Origin of the sequence: Methanoculleus sp. UBA208 (assembly GCF_002498065.1) — an archaeon.
In the GTDB taxonomy this organism is placed as follows: Archaea; Halobacteriota; Methanomicrobia; order Methanomicrobiales; family Methanoculleaceae; genus Methanoculleus.
The window spans coordinates 599-17,383 of record NZ_DAFZ01000009.1 but is presented as its reverse complement, the minus strand read 5'-3'; the positions used below and the strand labels follow the sequence as shown (position 1 = coordinate 17,383).

Here is a 16,785-nt window from a genome sequence, read left to right as displayed (position 1 = left end):
CCCCAATGGCGATAGCCACCACGGTCCACTGCATGGGGACATGTTCGAGAAAAAAGGTTGATCCTAGGGACAGCCGGGCCCAGCATCAACCTCATCGGGGTAGGGGAAGACCGAAAAAGAGCTTCAGCAGAGTCTGTGATACACGTCTCCCTTACCTTCGCGTTCTTCGTGGCTCGCACCCTCGGTGCTCATACTCTGGACTCGAAGCCCTTCGGGCTTCTCATGCTCCGGTTCTAGTGAACCGTCGCACCATTCGGCCCGTCGCAACTCGAAGACGCTTTGCGTTTTCTTGAGCTCCGGACGTTCCGTCCGTCGCACCCAGAAGGCCTAACACCCTTCATCTCCGCCCCCCGGCGCACCGGAGCGCCCCGCGAACCTCCCGGATGGGGCAGCGGTCGCAGAGCGGCGACTTTTTGCAGACGGCGTTTCCCAGGCGCACGATCTGGGCGTGGTAGTCGTTGAAGAGTTCCACGTCCTCTTCGAGGTTCTCCGCAAAGAGCCGCTGCGTCAGGTCGTAGGACGCCCCTTCGGGGAGGAGGCCGTAGCGCGAGAATATCCGGCGGGTGTAGGCGTCGACGACGAAGACCGGCTTTTCGCAGGCGTAAAGCAGGATGGTGTCCGCCGTCTCCTTCCCGAAACCCCGGAGGGCGAGCAGCCGTTCGCGGAGTTCCCCGGTCTCCACGGCCGCCATTGCCGCCGGGTCGGCCTGGAACTCCGTAACGTAGACTCCGGAAAACTCCCGGATCCGCTCCGCCTTCTGGTTGTAGAACCGTGAAGGGACGATCAGGGGGGCGATGTCGGCGGGATCGGCCGCGGCGAGGAGGTGCGGGTCGAGCATCCCGGTGTCTTCGAGGTTTGCTACGGCCTGGGCCGCGTTCGTCCAGGAGACGTTCTGGGCGAGGATGGCGCCGACCATCGTCTCGAAGGGTGTCTTTGCGGGCCACCAGTGCTGGTGGCCGAACGCCGCGAAGAGGGCATCGTAGATCGCGGAGAGGTCGTCGGCAAGGGTCGCCGCCATCACTGCCACCAGGGTTTCGCGGCGATCGGCATGTGCCAGTCCGTCCCGAACGCCCGATCGGTCACCCTGATCCCGGGCGGAGCCTGCCGGCGCTTGAACTCCGCCTGCCCGACCATCCGGAGAACCTCCCGGACGGTCTCTGCAGGGTACCCGGCGGCGACGATCTCGCCCGGGGACTCGAAGCAGTCGATGTAACGATGGAGGATCGCGTCGAGGAGGTCGTAGGGGGGGAGGATCTCCTGGTCGGTCTGGCCGGGCCGGAGCTCCGCGGAGGGGAGCTTTTTTAGCACCCTCTCGGGGATGACGGGCTGCTTCGCGTTCAGCCACCGTGCTATCCGGTAGACCATCCCCTTCGGGACGTCGGCGATCACGGAAAGCCCCCCAGCTGTATCCCCGTAGAGGGTGCAGTAGCCGACCGCGGCTTCCGACTTGTTCCCGGTCGAGAGGAGCATGGAGCCGAACTTGTTCGCGAGGGCCATCAGGACCGTCGCCCGGATCCTGGCCTGCAGGTTCTCCTCGGTGATGTCGCAGGGGAGTCCCGTGAAGGCATCCGCGAGGGCTCCGTCGAACGCCTCCATCATCGGCGCGATCGGGATGCACTCGACCCGGATACCGAGGTTCTTTGCAAGGTTTCGAGCGTCCTCGATGCTTTCTATAGAGGTGTGGGGGGAGGGGAGGAGCACCCCGAAGACGTTCTTCGGCCCGAGCGCCCGGACGGCGACGGCGGCCACGAGCGAGGAGTCGATCCCGCCGGAGAGGCCGAGGTGGACGGATGTAAACCCGCATTTGTGGACGTAGTCGCGGGTCCCGAGCACCAGCGCCCGCCAGATCTCGGACTCGGGTGCCTGGTCGTCGGGTGCGACCGCCTGCGGGGCGGGGTGGGCGAGGTCGACGGTCACGACATCTTCGCCAAAGGCCGCACCGCGGGCGATGAGAGTTCCGTCGGCAAAAAAGGCAACACTCCGGCCGTCAAAGACCAGATCGTCGTTCCCGCCGACGAGGTTTGCCGCGGCGATTGCGACCCCGTGCTCCCTCGCGAACCGGGAGAGCGCCTCCTCGCGCAGGCGCTGCCTGCCAGCGGCAAACGGCGATGCGGAGAGGTTCACGACCACGTCCGGCATCGGCCCGCCGAACCGGACCTCCTCGCCGATGGTGACCCCGACCGTCCTTTCGCCGAGGCAGAGGAACCCGGGGCTTTCGGCCGCCGGCTCGAAGTAGCGAGTTTCATCGAGGATACCATCGGAGATGGGGGCTTTCCGGAACGTTTTCCCTACCGCACCGTCCCGGAGGAGGGCGGCTGCGTTGAAGAGCGGCCGGCCGGTTCCGGGGGGGTTCGGCTCGGCGAAACCGACGAGCACCGGCGGCGCATCGGCGAGGTTTGCGGCCAGGTCTCCCAGGACGGCGAGGCTCCGCGCTATAAACCCCTTATTGAGCAGCAGGTCCCCGGGAGGGCAGCCGGTCAGAGAGAGTTCCGGGGCGACGATCAGGTCCGGCCGGTGACGGGATGCCCCCGCGACACCTGCCGCTATCCGGTCGGCGTTGCCGGCGAGGTCGCCGACGACCGTGTTCACCTGGAGGAGTGAGATCTTCATGGTTATTCCCTGATTATCCTGATCAGTAATGACGGAACGAATGGCATATGCCTTTTGCATGCCCCCGTCTCCGTGGAGAGAAGACCGGCGCGCCCGGTCCCGGCGGCCCGCCGATCAGATCCATTTTAAAGCCTAAAAGCCAAAGCGCCTTGTGGAGATCATGCAGAGAGCATGCCGTGGAGCAATGTCCTCCGTCTGGATATTCAGAGGTCCGGCTGCGTTTCATAACCATATTCGGGGGCGAGCAGCCTGATCTCCGGGCGGCGCCGGCCTGCACGGAGGGATACCCGCCCCCTCCTGCTCGCGGCATCAGTCCTCGTCGCCTTCGCCGCGAACGCCGCCGCGCTTCTTGCCGGTATCACCAGCGTCCTCCCGCACCTGCTGTACCTGCCGATCGTGCTTGCCGCCTACTGGTTCCCCCGCCGCGGCATCGTCTTCTCGATCGCTCTCGCCCTCGGCTACCTGGCGATGGCCCTGCCCTTCACCGTGGGAGACGCCGGGTTGGCCGTTTCGGCTCTCTCGCGGGCGGTGGTCTTCGCCGCCATCGGTGCCGTCGTATCGCTCCTCTCTCTCCGCCTGCGGGAGCAGGAAGAGCGCTACCGGGGGGTTTTCGATAACTCGGAGGCGGGAACGTTCGTCGTTGTACCGGGCGAGGCCGGCCCGCGCATCGAGGAGGCAAACTACGTGGGCGCCGTTCTCCTCGGCTCCACGACGAAGGACCTGATCGGAGAGCCCGTCACCGTATTCCTCGACGATCCCGGCGCCTGGGAGACGTTCGAGGCGGAGATCGACCGAAATGGCGCCGTTTACGAGTATGAGACGGCCCTCCGCCGCGCCGACGGAGCCGCTGTCCAGGTGCTCGCGTCGGGTGGCCGGCTCCCCGACGGGCGGATCGTCCTCACGCTCATCGACATCACCGGCCGGAAGAACGCCGAGGACGCGCTCCGCCGGACAAACGCCAAACTGAACATGCTGGGACGACTCACCCGGAACGACCTCGCGGCAGCGGTATCCGCCCTCCTCGAGCGGATCGCCGCAGGAATGCAACGGTTCGACGACCCCGCCGTCCGCCGGCACCTGGAGAGCCTGGAAGAAGATGCCCGGCTCGTGCAGCGCCGCGCAGAAATCACCCGGGACTACCAGGACCTCGGCCTCCGGCCGCCGGACTGGCAGCCGCTGCAGGGGGTGATCCGGGAAACGACATCGGGCCTGCTGCTCCCCGGGATATCGGTCCGGCCCTGGGTGGAACGGCTCGAGGTCTTCGCCGACCCGATGCTCGACCGGGTCTTTGCGAACCTGATCGAAAACACCGCCCGCCACGGAAAGACAGCTTCAAAGGTCGTCATCACCTACCGGATCCGGGACGACGGGCTCTCGATCTGCGTCGAAGACGACGGTGAAGGTGTTCCCGAAACAGAGAAAGAGAGGATCTTTGCATACGGCGTCGGCGTCGACGGGGGGCTCGGGCTCTTCCTCGTCCGGGAGATCCTCTCCATCACCGGCATGACGATCCGCGAGACCGGGACGCCCGGCAGGGGTGCAAGGTTCGTGATACATGTGCCCCCCGGCGGATACCGGATAATATGAGGTGAAGCCATGTTTACAAAGGTGCTCATCCCGACAGACCTCTCTGAGGCCTCCGCTGCCATGGCGGAGCGGGTCGGTGAGGTTCCGGGCGTCCGCGAGGTCGTCCTCTTCCACGCCCGGACAGCGGCCGGTTCCTCGCCCGCCGATGACGTGCTCCGGCGGATGCAGGAGCTGGTGCAGCGACAGGGATACCCCGTCGAGGTGGTGCTGGCGGAAGACGACGGGACGCCTGTCCCGGAGAGGATACTCAGGGCCGCCCCCGGGATGGGTGTGAGCCTGATCGCGATGGGGGTCAGGGATCAGGGCCTGCTCCGAAACCTCTTCTCCGGGAACGTTGCGGCCACTGTGCTCCGGGATGCGCGGATACACGTCCTGATCGTCCCGCAGTCGGGAGAAGACAGGCAGCCGCTCTTTGCACGGGTTCTGGTGCCGACCGATCTCGCGGCCCTGGCTCCTGAAGTCCGTGCAACCCTGGAAGATCCTGCCGGGACCGGGACGGCGGTGCTCCTGCACGTCGTCGAACCCGGACGCGCAGAGGCGGAGCAGGAGACCGGCGACCGGCTCGCCGCTCTCCGTAACGGCCTCGCGTCCACAGGGCGGGAGATTGGGGTCCTGGTAAGGGCCGGGGACCCGGCGCGCACCATTTGTGCCGTAGCAGACGAGATCGACGCCTCCACGGTCGTCATCCCGCGCATCGGGAAGCGCGACGCCCCGGGAAGCGCCCCGCTCGGGAGCGTCACGAGTGCCGTCGCAGGGTGCGTAAAACAGCCGATGCTGGTGCTGGCGGTCCCGATCAACCTGCAGATCGAGGCCAGGGAACTGCGAAGCGAGGAGTTCGGGCTCGCCGAGGAGATCTGGCTCGACTATCACGAGTTGAAGGCGGACCCGGAGACTGACCGGATATTCGGAGTCTTTGCGGACGGCACCCTCGTCTCCGTCGCCCGATGCCGCCGGCATCCGGACGGCTACGAGGTCGACGGCGTCTTCACCCCGGCCCGGTTCCGGGGCCGGGGGTATGCCCGGAGGGCGATGGACGCACTCGTCGAGGCGTGCCAGCACGACACCCTGTACATGCACTCGGTCCGGAACCTCGTCGATTTTTATGGGGAGTACGGGTTCATATCGATACCGGAGAGCGACCTTCCGCCGACCATCCGGGCGAGGTTCGCGTTTGCTCTCGGCGAGATGGAAGGGGCGAACGTCCAGCCGATGCGGCGTGCCGCAGGCTGGTTCCAGCGATAAGACGAGCGCGGCACGCTCTTCTGCCGCCCGCCGCTCTCAACCGTGCGACGTTCAGTCGTCGTAGAGTACCGGGGCTTCCGCATCGTCGTCGATGTCGTCAGGGTACGGAACATCGACGACGATCGAGCCGTCTTCGAGGATGTCGCCGATCTCGATTGAAACCCCGGCAGGAAACTCCCGCTCCTCTGTTCTGCCGTCAGACCGTTTGACGTATGCCCACATGCTGTACCTCCACGAATCCATTGTTTCAGCGCTCCCGGTGCGCCCGGCCCGGGCAGGGCATCGGACCCGGTGCATCCCCGGGAGCACGCTCCTATTCCTGTATCAGATATCAGCCAGATAAAGATTTTCCTGTTTAAAAAGTGGGAGTATGGTGGAAAATTCAGGATTTCCGGGGCGGTGTGGGTAAAGGCGCGTGCCGGTTGACATGGAGAGGAATGTGCCTCCCGGAGTTCCCTGCTGTTTTCCCGGATCGCCGGGACGATGAACAGCCATATATATCGTGACGGCGGTCAGGAATGCATACATGCGCATCGGGATCTTCTCGGACACACACGACAACCTTGGAATGGTGGATACGGCCGTAGAGCAGCTGAACAGGGAACGGGTGGACCTGGTACTCCATGCCGGGGATTATGTCTCGCCGTTCGTCATCCCCCGGCTTGCGAATCTCCAATCACCCATGATCGGTGTTCTCGGGAACAACGACGGCGACCACAGTCTCCTTTCGGCACGGTTTGCCGAACACGACCGGCTCAGCCTGCGGGGAGGCTTTGCCGCCGTCACGGCGGGCGGCATGACGATCGGACTGCTGCACGGTGACGACCGTGAACTCCTGCAGGCGCTCATAGGGCGAAAGGCCTTCGATATTGTGGTTCACGGCCATACCCACAAGGCAGGGGTCCGGAAAATCGGGTCGACGCTGGTCGTCAATCCCGGGGAAGCCTGCGGTTACCTGACCGGCCGGCCGACCATCGCCGTGCTGGATACGGTGACCCGGGACGTGGAACTGCTCTCGCTCTGATCGAAGAGATAAAAAAAGGGACGGTGCGGGTTATACCGCATCCCCCGACTCTTCGCCGAGTTTCTTTCCGAGTTCCCAGGCGGGCATCCCGGCATCCCCGAGATCCGCCCTGAGAGTCGCCCCGGAGACATCGAGAGTCGCAGGGACGTCGAAGTAAAGGTAGCCTTTCAGCGACTCGTACCGCTCGAGCGTCTTTCGATCAAACGACTCCCCGAGCGTGGTGAAGGGCGGGACCTCCATGGGCGCAAACGTCGTTCCCTGGCATTCGAGAACGAACGCGTCCCGCCCGGGAGTCTCGATGGTGTAGAGATCGGAGTCTCCCCTGTGCCCGAGGTTGGTCGACTTGACGGCAACGAGGAGGAACATGCGCCCTTCACCCGCCTCGACTTTCGGCGTCGACGCATTGACGGGGACCTCCTGGTACTCCGTTGCGGTCCGGGTGGACTCCGCGAGCAGAGAGACCATGTTCTCGCCTGACGGGTCGTCGTAGGTGTAGCGGTCCAGGAGAGGGAGCACCTTCTCCGGCGGTGCGACCAGGACCGGCCCTGTGGCGGCCGAGGCGGCAGGTGTCCCGGCGCTTATCGCGGACATGCGGGTGCCGGGGGCCGGCTGCGCCTCGCCAGCCTGCCGGTTAACCGTTTCGAGCCCTTCGGATGCCGTGGCCAGATCCCTGAAGGCCGCCGGAACGGCATCTCCATCGGCATCTGTCGGGTGGAGAAGCGTCTCGCTTGCCGCAGAGTAGGCCTCGAGCGACCTGACGAACTCGTCCTTGACGGGCTGGCGTTCCGGAGAGACCTGGAGCGGCTGCACCTCGCGGAGGAGCCTGACAGAGAACGCGTGCAGCTCGTCCGCCGCTACGGCGGCGGCATCCGCATCCTGCTGGTAGAGGGCATAGGCATGCTCCATCGAGAGTTTCATCAGGCGAATGCTGGCGGTGCTGATCAGCCCTATCAGCCGTTCGTCGTCGTAGCCGTCGGTTCCGTACTGAGGTGCATCGACCGCAGGGATCGGACCGCCAGGCACCACCTGCTTTGAATCGGGGACACCGGGCCCGGTCGGGACGGGGACTTCACCGGAGGCATTCTCCTCGTCCGGGAATACCGGGACCGCATCGGAGGTGTTCCCTTCATCCGGAAGTACCGGGAATACATCGGAAGCGTTCTCTGCTTCCGGGGGTAGCGGGGCTGTATTCGGGGTAACACTCTCATTCGGAAGTACCGGGAATGCTTCGGAAGCATTCACCTCGTCCGGGGGTATCGAAACGCCGGATGGCTCAGATTCGTTCTCCGCCGCCGAAAGCTCGTCGAGTGAGAACGACAACAGTTCTCCCGACTCCAGTGCCATGAGCCCCTGGCCGGAGCCGGCAACGGCCGGTGCGGTGAGGAGGAATCCCGCGCAGACGGCAATTCCCAAGAGAATTAGAGCAGTTTCACGGTGTTTGCTCATGCGCATTTTTCTTTCAATTGATGAATATAAATATTATTATATTGTCTGTTTGAAAAAAAGGCCTCTCCGACGAAACCGTTTCCCGCACCGGCGGATATCCGCCATCCATAGGTCGGCACATCCGGCCGGCACGAATACCCTCCCTGGAGGCCGGAACCAGAAACCGCCGGCAAAAGTCCTCCAAAACCCCTCCTGAAACGGCAGGGCCTGCGGGCGCCCCCCTCCTCCCTCGATTTTCTGCCGTTAAAACAGAGATAACGGGTATCAGGCCCGTAATCGCCGGGCATTAGCTCTTTATCAGGAGAAGTTACGCCTTCGCGTGGAAACTTATATGAACTCTTACGGGTTACCGGCATAGGAGGATGCCCGATGGAGATCGTGAAGATCCCGAGTATGGATAAAGAAGAGTACGATAAACTCATAGCGGAGGGGTTTGTCAGCCGTATTGCATTCCAGGGAGGGAAATACCCGTATATCGCCCCGTTCCTGTACGTCTTCGACGGAAAGTTTCTCTACTTCCTGGCGACCAAATACGGCAGGAAGAACGACCTCTTCCGGCAGCACCCCTACGTTTCCGTTGAGATCGAGAAGTATTCAGGCGACCTCTCCTGCTACACCTTCGTGACCATGCAGGGGTACCTGGTGCAGCTCGAGGATGCTATCGAGAAGAAGATCATCCGGGAGAAGTTTGTGAGCATGATCAGGGCGCATAACCTCTCACAGAATATCCTTGCCGCACTTGGCCACAAGCCCGAAGAGCCGCTCGAGGCGATCGCCTCCGAAGAGCGCTCGAATATCTGGAAACTTACCGGTGTGACCGATATCGTTGCCCTGAAAAACCTCTAACCCATTTTGCCGGGCGCGGAACCATTATGAACCGCAAAGACATGGGACGGCTATGGCTCCCCGACGCCGCACGGCGGCCGCCGTCCTTCTTGCCGTGCTTCTCGCCGTGACGCCCGCCCTCGCTCACGTCCCCCTCTTTGCCCGGGACGGCTCCTCACCGGACTCGGCGTTCGTCGTCGAGGACCCTGCGAAGTCGTGGGTGGTCTATGATACGCTGCCCGACGGCCCCGCCGCCCGGTACTACCGGTTCCGGATGGAGGAAGGAGAGCGGATATACGCGACGCTCCAGGTCCCGCATGCGGGAGGGTTCGTGCCCGGGATGGTGCTCGCGGGGCCGGGCATCGAGGACTCGGGAACCGTCCCGTCCTATGTCGCTGTCCCGGAGGGCACCGGCGCGACAGCGGTGCCGGGGACCCTCCCCGAACAGCCGGAGTACGAGCCGTTCACGCCGTCGAAACTCTACAGACTCGCCCGGATCGATACGACGGCACCCGAAACCGGCGACTATACCCTTGCGGTCTACACCCCGGGAGAGGGCGGAAACTATGCTCTCGCGCTCGGCTACGTCGAGTCCTACACCGTGGGAGAGTGGATCCGGGTCCCGATCGACGTCGTCGCCATCCACCGCCACGAGGGACAGCCCCTCCTCCTGATCTTCGCACCGATGATCGCCGTCCTCGCGATAGGCGCCGGCCTGCTGCTCCGGCGGCGGCGCTCTCTCTCCCTCTTCGCCCTCTCCGGAGCAGTTGCCGGCCTCCTCTACATCGGGAGCGGTGCCATGACCCTGATGCAGATGGCCATCGCGGCCGCGGGAACGGACGTCAGGGCCGCTCTCCTCCTGGCCCTTGTCTTCGCTGTCGTCCCCGTTCTCCTCGGGATCGCGGCGATTCGGGTCGCCCTGCGAGCGAGGATCGGAGCCGGGGAGCGCATCGCCATGGCGGCGCTCGGGGCTCTGGGCCTCGTCGCCTGGGCGGGGCTCGTGGTCGGCCCCGTGCTTGCCTCCGTTACCGCCATCCTGCCGGCAGGCCGCCGCCCGCCGCCGTGAGTCTCACCTGAGGAGCGGTCCGAGCATCGTCCGGGCCGTACCGAGCAGGCCGGCGAGCCCCTCCGGCGTGGCGGTCCCCTTCTCCATCCAGCGGATGATGCCGCGCCCGTCCAGGAGGTAGATGTAGGCGAGCGACGGGTCGTCTATTCCGTAGGCCCGCCGGCACCGCTCGATATCTGCCGGCACCGTCAGAACCAGATCGTGCTTCGCGGGAGGGACGCCGCCCGCGAGCCCCTGCCGGATGCGGTCGGCAAGGGATCTGCCGATGAGGCTGTCGCCGACGACCGTAACGAGGTAGGTCGTCACCCGGGGATTTTCGGTGAACGCCCCGGCAAAGGGGCCGCTCCAGGCCTCCGCGATCGGCCCGGCAGACTCGAGGAAGACGAGGACGATGAGCGAGACGTCGCCCTCCGCGTCGCCCGGGAGGGTGACGACCCTGCCGGAAAGGGACGTGGCCATAAGGGTGGGAAACACCCTGCCGAGGGCCGCAGGCACCGGCCCGGTGGTTGCTGCCGTTCTGTTCATGCGCTGCGAGTAGGGATACACTCCTGATAAAGCCTCTCCTGGGTAGTGCAGCCCCCCCGGGAGGGGCGTTGCGTCAAGCACTATAACCATGGGCTGCAACATCCCTGAGAGGAGGCTTGCCTGGCTTGATCAGCATCGGGGAAGGATGGGACGATCTCGTCGCGGCGCTCACGGGGTCGGATGTCCCGGAGTGCGTCTACGTCGTCGGAGCGACGGACAGCGGAAAGACAACGCTCTGCAACTACCTTCTCGACGAGGCGGCAACGCACGTGAGGACGGCGTACGTCGACTGCGACACCGGACAGTCCCGGCTTGGCCCGCCGACGACCGAGGGGATGGCCCTTTACCCCGGCGGCACGCCGGAGGCCTACTTCAGGTTCGTCGGCTCGACCTCCCCCGGGGGCCACTTCGTCCAGACCCTCACGGGAGCAAAGCGCCTTGTCGAGAAGGCCGCCGAACGTTCGGCTCATGTCACCGTCATCGACTCGCCCGGACTTGTTTCCGGCGGGGTGGGCACCGAGTTCCAGTTCCAGATGATCGACCTCCTCCGCCCCACCCGCGTCGTCGCCCTCCAGCGCGGACGGGAGCTGGAACGGCTGCTCGTGAACTTCTCCCGCCACCCGGAGATTGCAATCCACCGGGTCCCCGTATCCCCCGCGGCCGTCGTCCGGACAGCAGCCGGACGGCGGCGCTACCGTGAAGAGCGTTTCACATCCTATTTTGCCGGCGGGCGATCGCAGGAAGTCCCGCTCCGGGGGCTCGGGCTCCAGGGCCGGGTGCCCGACATGAGGAGCCCCCGCGGGGTTGCCGGAAGACTGGTCTCCTTGAACGACCCCGAGAACTTCGTCCTCGCCCTCGGCATCGTCGAAGACCTGCATACCGGAGGGCGCCGGCTCGAGGTCTTTGCCCCGCCCTTCGACCCGGCCGCCGTCGCGTCGATCCGGTTCGGCTCGATCTACCTGGATCTCGGGGCGGCTCCGGGCTCGATAGAGTCCTGCCGGCCCTGACCCTCACGCCGGGATGAGCGAGAGGAAGACCACGTACACCGCCGTCTGGGCGAGGGTGAGCGGAACGCCGATCCGCGCGAACTCACCAAACGTCAGCGTCTCGCCGTCCCTCTCCGCACCCTGGATGACGATGACGTTGCTGGCCGCCCCGAGGATCAGCATGTTCCCGGCGATGGTGCTGCCGGCCGCAAGTGCCATCATGCCGACGGTGGATGTCCCGAGGTGCGAGAGAGCGGGGAGGGAGAGGGCGACGAAGGGGACGTTCGAGACGACCTGGGAGACGATGACGCCCATCACGACGATGACCGGGACTGTGGCGAGATCGAGGGAACTTCCCTCGATGAGCGGCTGGAAGACCCCGGATTGCCAGACGCTCGCCATGAGGACGAAGAGGCCGGCGAAGAAGGCCAGTGTCGGCCAGTCGATCCGGCGGAGGATCTCGAACCGCCGCCCGCTCCCGGCGAGGACGGGAATGGCCGCAACGACCGCGATCCAGGTCAGCCGGATATCGATCTGTGGGACGAGCACGACCGCGGCGACCCTGACCCCGATCAGGAGGACGAGCAGGATGAGCGAGAGGCGCGCGAGGGCCGCGAGGGCGGGATCACAGATCTCCTCCTCGCGGTGGACCAGCGGTGTCGGACGGAGTTCGCCCGGAAACGCCCGGCAGAGGAAGACGTAGGCGAGCAGGAGCGAGATCGCCGTCGGGACGGCGAGGTAGAGCGGGAACGTGACGAACGGGTTCTCGATACTCCCCGAGAGCGCGATGAGAAGGTTCTGCGGGTTCCCGATGGGGCTTGCGACGCTTCCCGTCGTGACGGCGAACGCAAGCGCTAGGAGCAGGAGTTTCGGGGAGATGCCGTGCCGGCGGGCGAAGTAGAGCATCAGCGGGGTGCCGACGACAGCGAGCGTGTCGTTCATCAGGAGCGCCGAGAGCACGCCTGCGCCGACGAGGATGAGAAAGAGGAGGTGCCGGACCGACTCCGCCCGGGAAAAGAAGCGAAAGGAGAGGTGATAGAGGTAGCCGCTCGTCGCGAGCGCCTCCCCGATCACGAACATGAAGAAGAGGAAGAGCATCACGTCGAGGTTGATGGACGCGAGCGCATCGAGCGGCGCGATCGATCCCGTCGCGAGAACGGCCGCCGCGCCGAGGAGCATCACCTGCCAGATGCGGAAGTTGACGTTCCCGATCTTTCGGACCGCGATCAGGAGGAAGACGATGACGAGAACGACGAGTGGGATGAGTGTGCCCATGGTACCGCCGGCAGGAGATATGCGCGCAATCGATTGGTTCGTTCTCTGTCCGAAAAAAGGGATCGCGCGGCCGGAAAGCCGCCTCAGGCCTCCAGCCCGACGGAATAGTTGATGACGCTTTCACAGATGTCCCCGGAATACTCTCCGATCCGCCGGATACTGTCTGTAATCTGCCTCATCGGGATCGCTGCCACCGCCTCGAACCGGAGCACCCGGGCGTCGATCTCCCGGGTCTTCTCTTCAAGGTCGCGCACCTTCTGAAGCGTTGCGTTTGCCTTCTCGACGTCTCCCGTATGGAACGCCTCCATGCTCCAGGAGAAGATCTGCAGGGCAAGCGCGCTCGCCTCGTCCATGAGGTCGAGCGTCGCCGCCTCGACCTCGCGGTCGATCAGGGCGAGGGCGTTATGCGCCACCCGGGTGGCGTGGTCGGCTATCCGTTCGATGATCCGGCTGACCAGGAAGTAGTACGCCGCCTGGTTTACCGGGATGCCCATCCGGCGCGAGAGCGTGGCGTCGCTCATGATGAGGTTATCCTGCCGGGCAACCAGCCAGTGCAGCCGGTCCACTTCCGTATCCCGCACGACGACATCCCCGGCAAGAGCCGCATCGCGTCCCCTTATCGCGGCCATTGCGTCCTGCTGCATACCCCGCGCTAAGAGGTGCATCCTTTTGATGGTGTTATCGAACGGCATCTCCACGGGATTGAGGAGATCCTTGATCGTTATCGAGGAGTCCGTCTCGCCGACTACTTCCTGCCCGATAGCCATCTGCGTGAACTCCCTGACCAGCTGCAGGATGAACGGCGGCAGCCTTCCTTTCGATTCAAGGCGGATAGCCGTGAACCCGGCGATGTACGCCCCGACGAGGAGGCGAAGCAGGTAGGTGCGGTCCGTCGCGGCACCGACCTCGAAGACTCTGGTCCGCTGAGCCGACTCCCCGGCGATCTTCGGGGTGATCAGGAGCGAACCGTCCGGTTGCACGACCAGTCCTACAGGGTCGTTCTTCTGGATGTTCGCAGACTTGATCCACTGTTTCGGCAGGGATACGATGTACGACGAGCCCCCGGTGATCTGAACTTTTCTGATCTCCATGGACAGGTACGCGTTGGCGCCGTTAGGATATATGCGTTCTGCGGACTATATATGTCACAAGTATTTGCGGGGAGCGACTATACCGGTATAGTCTGCTTCGGGACCATCCGCGCGGTTGTCGGCAGGCGAATGCCGTTACATCCACATAAGTGCCGTGATCCAGAGAAGCAGGGTGAAGAGAATTACGGTCGTTACGATCGACCCGATCCGGTACCGCCGTGCGGCGGCCTTGTCCTTGGGAGCCCGGGGCTCTATCTTCAGCAGGACCACGGCGACGAGCGCGCCCGCTATCAGCCCGACGATCTGTCCGGCAACCAGCACCCCGGAAGTGACCAGGCTTATCGGTTGGAGCACCAGGACGAGGCCGGCCACCACCGTCGGCGGGATGATGGCGGCGGCGATAGCGACGCCGGCAATGACCTCCGTCGTGCCCCTGCTGAACGCCAGAGCCGCCGCGAATCCAAGGAAGACCGCCATCAGGCTGTAGATGGGGTTCAACACGAGGCGCGTGGCGATCTCTTCGGTCATCGTGAGTGGTATGAAGAGGTTGATCAAAAAGCTGGCGACGGCGGAGAGGGCGAAGACACCCAGGAGCAGCGCCGCCAGCACGCCGAGGCAGCGCAGGGCGTTCTGGATATTGCCGAGAGCAGCGTAGACGGAGAACCCGTAGATCGGGCCCATGATCGGGGAGAGGAGCATTGCCCCAATGATGATCGTCTGGTTATCGAGGAGCAGGCCGGAGAGGGCTACCAGCCCGGCGATGGAGGTCAACGACAGTTTTTCGAGATCGAGTTCCCCGTAACCCTTAACCGTGTCGAGCAGTTTCTCGACAGGCGTCTTCTCTTCCTTTTTTTCGACCTTCTTCTCGGCACGTTTCAGGAGTGACGAGATGACGAACTCCGGCGTCGATACCTCGATCATGTTCTCGTTGTACCGGAGATCGAGTACACCCTAGATCTTCTCGATCAGGTCGTCGAGGTTCTCATCCGGCGTATATATGGTGATCTCGTAGATGTCCTGAACGAGCGATATCGTATAATGGAGGCCTTCGAGGACCTCTTCTATATTTTCATGCCCGTCTTCCCGGACGTGCACAACGATCTTTTTCATGATCTGATCCGCATACTTCCGGAGGGTGTGAACCTCCGATCGGGTACTGCCCGGTCAACCGGCCTATCCCTTATTCGACGACTCTGTGGCTCCCGATGCACTCCCTGCCGTTTGTGGGTTTTGCGTGGAATATCACTTAACAGATTCACGGAATCAGTAATCCGTGGCGCGGCAGCGCGGCCGTTGTGGAGTGGAAAAAATATCGACACGGCTGCCCCCGTATCGTCATCTACGGCAGGTTCGTCGTCCACGGGCACGTCCCCGAAAACAGTACCGTCCACGAGCAGTATAATGGCGGTAGATGGATTTAAGGTTTCCCGGATGTGCGGAAGAAGCGAGGATCCGGTATCGGTTCGTCCGGCCGGAGGCAGGGGAGGATCGCCATGCTGCCGGGCAGAAGGGAGCGGCGTGGGCGATACCCTGTATCAGACATACCTCCCGGTCATCAGGAATCTCGAAAGTAATGCGGTTCTGCACCTGGGGTGCTCATGCTCCGGCCCCGAAGCCTGACGGCTTCTTAAGCTCCGGCCCGTCGCAATCGAAAACGCTTCGCGTTTTCTCGAGCTCCGGCCGTTCCGGCCGTCGCATTTAGAGAGAAGAGGATACACCAAAAAGACGACGTCAAGGGGGGAAGTGTCTTATGTGGATCCAAATCTCTCTAGGGCTATTTAGTGCACATTGATATTTAATAATTTCCATTTGTTAAAAAGTAGAAAATAATGGTTTTGGCCGGTTGCCCGGGAGTTTACGGATTACCGTGCAGGAGCCGCCGCAGCTCTCGCTTCTCGTGGTTCAGGCCCCTCTACGACCGGGTTATCCGGATGCGTGACCCATTCGGTGAACGAGCCCTCGTAGATCCTGACGTTGGGGTAGAGATAGAACCACTTCAAGAGGACAAACTCGTTCGTGGCTTCCCGACCGGTCCCGCACGAGCAGATGACGGTCTTGCTTCGGTCGACGCCGTGCTCCTCCAGGATCATGTCGAGTTCATCGTTCGATTTGAGCAGCGCCGGGTTACTCTCGTCCATCAGGCTCTTCCAGGGCAGGTTGACGGCACCGGGGATATGCCCGGCCTTCCGCCAGGGTCCTTTTCCTTCGTACACCTTTGCCGGACGTGCATCGAGCACGACCACATCGTCGTTGTCCTTGATCTGCCGGAACTCCTCGTACCCGATGGGGTAGTCATCGCGAACCTCGACGGTGAAGCTGGACGGCTCGACCGCGGGGTAGTCCTGCGAAAGTTCGCCTCCCTCCTTCTTCCACGTGTCAATCCCGCCGTCGAGGAGGTATACGCGATTGTGACCGTATTTCGCCAGGGTGTAGGCCATCATCGTCTGCCCGAGCCCGTCGCCCGCGCCGGAAAACGCGCCTTTTCCTGTGTAGACGACGACCGGAGAGTCCGCCTCGATACCCGCACGCCGGAACGATTCCTGCAGGCAGGCGTTCGGGCTGTAAGACCCCGGGAAGCCGCGGTTGGATACCCGCAGGACCCCCTCGGTCAGGTAGGCGGCGCCCGGGATGTGCTCCTGGATGTAGTCGTGAATGTTTTGCTGGACGTCGACGATCGTCAGGTTGTCATCGTGCAGGTGGTTGGCCAGCCAGGCCGCATTCACGAGTTTGACCTTCCCGTCACCGCGGGGATACGGGAAGTTTTCCCGGTCGGTCCGCGCCTGCAGGCGCTCCATGCCCCCTCGGGTGAACATCTTCTCTTCCATTCCCATCACCTCATACTGATATTCCCACCGGGAACCCGGTGAGCCTGGCCCCACTGCGGGCTTGAGACCACATATACCTTGTGCAGGATCCGGGGGAGGGCGGGGCTGGGGGCTTTGCGTTCCGGTGAGCGCGTTTACCAAAGCGGCGAGTCCTGGAGGTCGGCGCGCTGGTTCAATAGGTGCCGGTGGCGAGGGTTTGGGCGTGCGAAGATTCTTCTTACGGGCGATTCTTCTTCACTGTGTCGCAAAGCCCGTGCACGGATTTCGAGGGGATCTCGCACCT

The 16,785-nt window shown here is 63.6% G+C and carries 16 protein-coding genes and 1 pseudogene; 6 read left to right on the top strand and 11 right to left on the bottom strand.

All coding sequences use genetic code 11. From position 1 onward, the window contains the following. Window positions 1-337 precede the first annotated feature (337 nt). From BRA62_RS00760 to BRA62_RS00750, 3 genes are all read right to left on the bottom strand, one after another. Window positions 338-1,018, bottom strand: a complete 681-nt coding sequence (locus BRA62_RS00760) for an endonuclease III domain-containing protein (protein ID WP_292364146.1) — start codon at window positions 1,016-1,018, stop codon at window positions 338-340. Next, complete coding sequence (locus BRA62_RS00755) at window positions 1,018-2,610, bottom strand: NAD+ synthase (RefSeq protein ID WP_292364145.1); 1,593 nt, start codon at window positions 2,608-2,610, stop codon at window positions 1,018-1,020. The genes BRA62_RS00760 and BRA62_RS00755 overlap by 1 nt, the downstream gene beginning before the upstream one ends. 203 nt (window positions 2,611-2,813) lie before the next feature. Beyond that, entirely contained in the window at window positions 2,814-2,972 is a 159-nt protein-coding gene (locus BRA62_RS00750; RefSeq protein WP_292364144.1) for a hypothetical protein, read from the bottom strand. A 34-nt stretch (window positions 2,973-3,006) separates the two neighbouring features. Between BRA62_RS00750 and BRA62_RS00745 the strand changes: the two genes are divergently transcribed. Both BRA62_RS00745 and BRA62_RS00740 read left to right on the top strand, forming a co-directional pair. Further along, window positions 3,007-4,197 (top strand): ATP-binding protein, encoded by a 1,191-nt coding sequence (locus tag BRA62_RS00745; RefSeq protein WP_292364143.1) that lies wholly within the window; start codon window positions 3,007-3,009, stop codon window positions 4,195-4,197. A gap of 9 nt (window positions 4,198-4,206) precedes the next feature. Then, the gene (locus BRA62_RS00740) at window positions 4,207-5,439 is read left to right on the top strand and encodes a GNAT family N-acetyltransferase (RefSeq protein ID WP_292364142.1); all 1,233 of its coding nucleotides are present in this window, start codon (window positions 4,207-4,209) and stop codon (window positions 5,437-5,439) included. Between the two features lie 51 nt (window positions 5,440-5,490). Here the strand turns inward: BRA62_RS00740 and BRA62_RS00735 are convergent, their stop codons facing one another. Next, complete coding sequence (locus BRA62_RS00735) at window positions 5,491-5,682, bottom strand: hypothetical protein (protein WP_292364141.1); 192 nt, start codon at window positions 5,680-5,682, stop codon at window positions 5,491-5,493. A 283-nt stretch (window positions 5,683-5,965) separates the two neighbouring features. Between BRA62_RS00735 and BRA62_RS00730 the strand changes: the two genes are divergently transcribed. Next, entirely contained in the window at window positions 5,966-6,463 is a 498-nt protein-coding gene (locus BRA62_RS00730) for a metallophosphoesterase (RefSeq protein ID WP_292364139.1), read from the top strand. Between the two features lie 30 nt (window positions 6,464-6,493). On the opposite strand, the gene BRA62_RS00725 is transcribed toward BRA62_RS00730, so the two are convergent. Further along, a complete protein-coding gene (locus BRA62_RS00725) occupies window positions 6,494-7,909 on the bottom strand; it encodes a hypothetical protein (RefSeq protein WP_292364138.1) in 1,416 nt (471 codons plus the stop codon). 369 nt (window positions 7,910-8,278) lie between these two features. Here BRA62_RS00725 and BRA62_RS00720 point away from each other — a divergent pair, with 369 nt between their 5' ends. Together BRA62_RS00720 and BRA62_RS00715 are read left to right on the top strand one after the other, a co-directional pair. Continuing rightward, complete coding sequence (locus BRA62_RS00720) at window positions 8,279-8,755, top strand: pyridoxamine 5'-phosphate oxidase family protein (protein WP_292364137.1); 477 nt, start codon at window positions 8,279-8,281, stop codon at window positions 8,753-8,755. Between the two features lie 52 nt (window positions 8,756-8,807). After that, window positions 8,808-9,800 carry a hypothetical protein gene (locus BRA62_RS00715; RefSeq protein WP_292364136.1) on the top strand — a complete coding sequence of 331 codons (993 nt, stop codon included), beginning with the start codon at window positions 8,808-8,810 and terminating at the stop codon, window positions 9,798-9,800. Window positions 9,801-9,803: 3 nt separating this feature from the next. Here the strand turns inward: BRA62_RS00715 and BRA62_RS00710 are convergent, their stop codons facing one another. After that, window positions 9,804-10,325, bottom strand: coding sequence for a hypothetical protein (locus BRA62_RS00710; protein ID WP_292364134.1), 522 nt, complete (start codon window positions 10,323-10,325; stop codon window positions 9,804-9,806). A gap of 116 nt (window positions 10,326-10,441) precedes the next feature. Here BRA62_RS00710 and BRA62_RS00705 point away from each other — a divergent pair, with 116 nt between their 5' ends. After that, window positions 10,442-11,332, top strand: a complete 891-nt coding sequence (locus BRA62_RS00705; protein ID WP_292364133.1) for a Clp1/GlmU family protein — start codon at window positions 10,442-10,444, stop codon at window positions 11,330-11,332. Between the two features lie 3 nt (window positions 11,333-11,335). Here the strand turns inward: BRA62_RS00705 and BRA62_RS00700 are convergent, their stop codons facing one another. From BRA62_RS00700 to BRA62_RS00680, 5 genes and pseudogenes are all read right to left on the bottom strand, one after another. After that, the gene (locus tag BRA62_RS00700) at window positions 11,336-12,586 is read right to left on the bottom strand and encodes an SLC13 family permease (protein ID WP_292364132.1); all 1,251 of its coding nucleotides are present in this window, start codon (window positions 12,584-12,586) and stop codon (window positions 11,336-11,338) included. An 83-nt stretch (window positions 12,587-12,669) separates the two neighbouring features. After that, window positions 12,670-13,677, bottom strand: a complete 1,008-nt coding sequence (locus tag BRA62_RS00695) for a phosphate uptake regulator PhoU (RefSeq protein ID WP_292364131.1) — start codon at window positions 13,675-13,677, stop codon at window positions 12,670-12,672. Window positions 13,678-13,812: 135 nt separating this feature from the next. Then, window positions 13,813-14,604: pseudogene (locus BRA62_RS00690) on the bottom strand (TIGR00341 family protein); the annotation flags it as partial. Between the two features lie 24 nt (window positions 14,605-14,628). Then, window positions 14,629-14,787 (bottom strand): hypothetical protein, encoded by a 159-nt coding sequence (locus BRA62_RS00685; RefSeq protein WP_292364130.1) that lies wholly within the window; start codon window positions 14,785-14,787, stop codon window positions 14,629-14,631. A gap of 752 nt (window positions 14,788-15,539) precedes the next feature. Next, entirely contained in the window at window positions 15,540-16,502 is a 963-nt protein-coding gene (locus tag BRA62_RS00680) for a sulfurtransferase (RefSeq protein WP_292364129.1), read from the bottom strand. Between the last annotated feature and the right edge of the window lie 283 nt (window positions 16,503-16,785).

Bases quoted from the DNA above. Each gene is read 5' to 3' on its own strand.
- BRA62_RS00760 (WP_292364146.1), bottom strand. From the start codon at position 1,018: ATGGCGGCGACCCTTGCCGACGACCTCTCCGCGATCTACGATGCCCTC.
- BRA62_RS00755 (WP_292364145.1), bottom strand. From the start codon at position 2,610: ATGAAGATCTCACTCCTCCAGGTGAACACGGTCGTCGGCGACCTCGCC.
- BRA62_RS00740 (WP_292364142.1), top strand. From the start codon at position 4,207: ATGTTTACAAAGGTGCTCATCCCGACAGACCTCTCTGAGGCCTCCGCT.
- BRA62_RS00735 (WP_292364141.1), bottom strand. From the start codon at position 5,682: ATGGATTCGTGGAGGTACAGCATGTGGGCATACGTCAAACGGTCTGAC.
- BRA62_RS00730 (WP_292364139.1), top strand. From the start codon at position 5,966: ATGCGCATCGGGATCTTCTCGGACACACACGACAACCTTGGAATGGTG.
- BRA62_RS00725 (WP_292364138.1), bottom strand. From the start codon at position 7,909: ATGAGCAAACACCGTGAAACTGCTCTAATTCTCTTGGGAATTGCCGTC.
- BRA62_RS00720 (WP_292364137.1), top strand. From the start codon at position 8,279: ATGGAGATCGTGAAGATCCCGAGTATGGATAAAGAAGAGTACGATAAA.
- BRA62_RS00715 (WP_292364136.1), top strand. From the start codon at position 8,808: ATGGCTCCCCGACGCCGCACGGCGGCCGCCGTCCTTCTTGCCGTGCTT.
- BRA62_RS00710 (WP_292364134.1), bottom strand. From the start codon at position 10,325: ATGAACAGAACGGCAGCAACCACCGGGCCGGTGCCTGCGGCCCTCGGC.
- BRA62_RS00700 (WP_292364132.1), bottom strand. From the start codon at position 12,586: ATGGGCACACTCATCCCACTCGTCGTTCTCGTCATCGTCTTCCTCCTG.
- BRA62_RS00695 (WP_292364131.1), bottom strand. From the start codon at position 13,677: ATGGAGATCAGAAAAGTTCAGATCACCGGGGGCTCGTCGTACATCGTA.
- BRA62_RS00685 (WP_292364130.1), bottom strand. From the start codon at position 14,787: ATGAAAAAGATCGTTGTGCACGTCCGGGAAGACGGGCATGAAAATATA.
- BRA62_RS00680 (WP_292364129.1), bottom strand. From the start codon at position 16,502: ATGGAAGAGAAGATGTTCACCCGAGGGGGCATGGAGCGCCTGCAGGCG.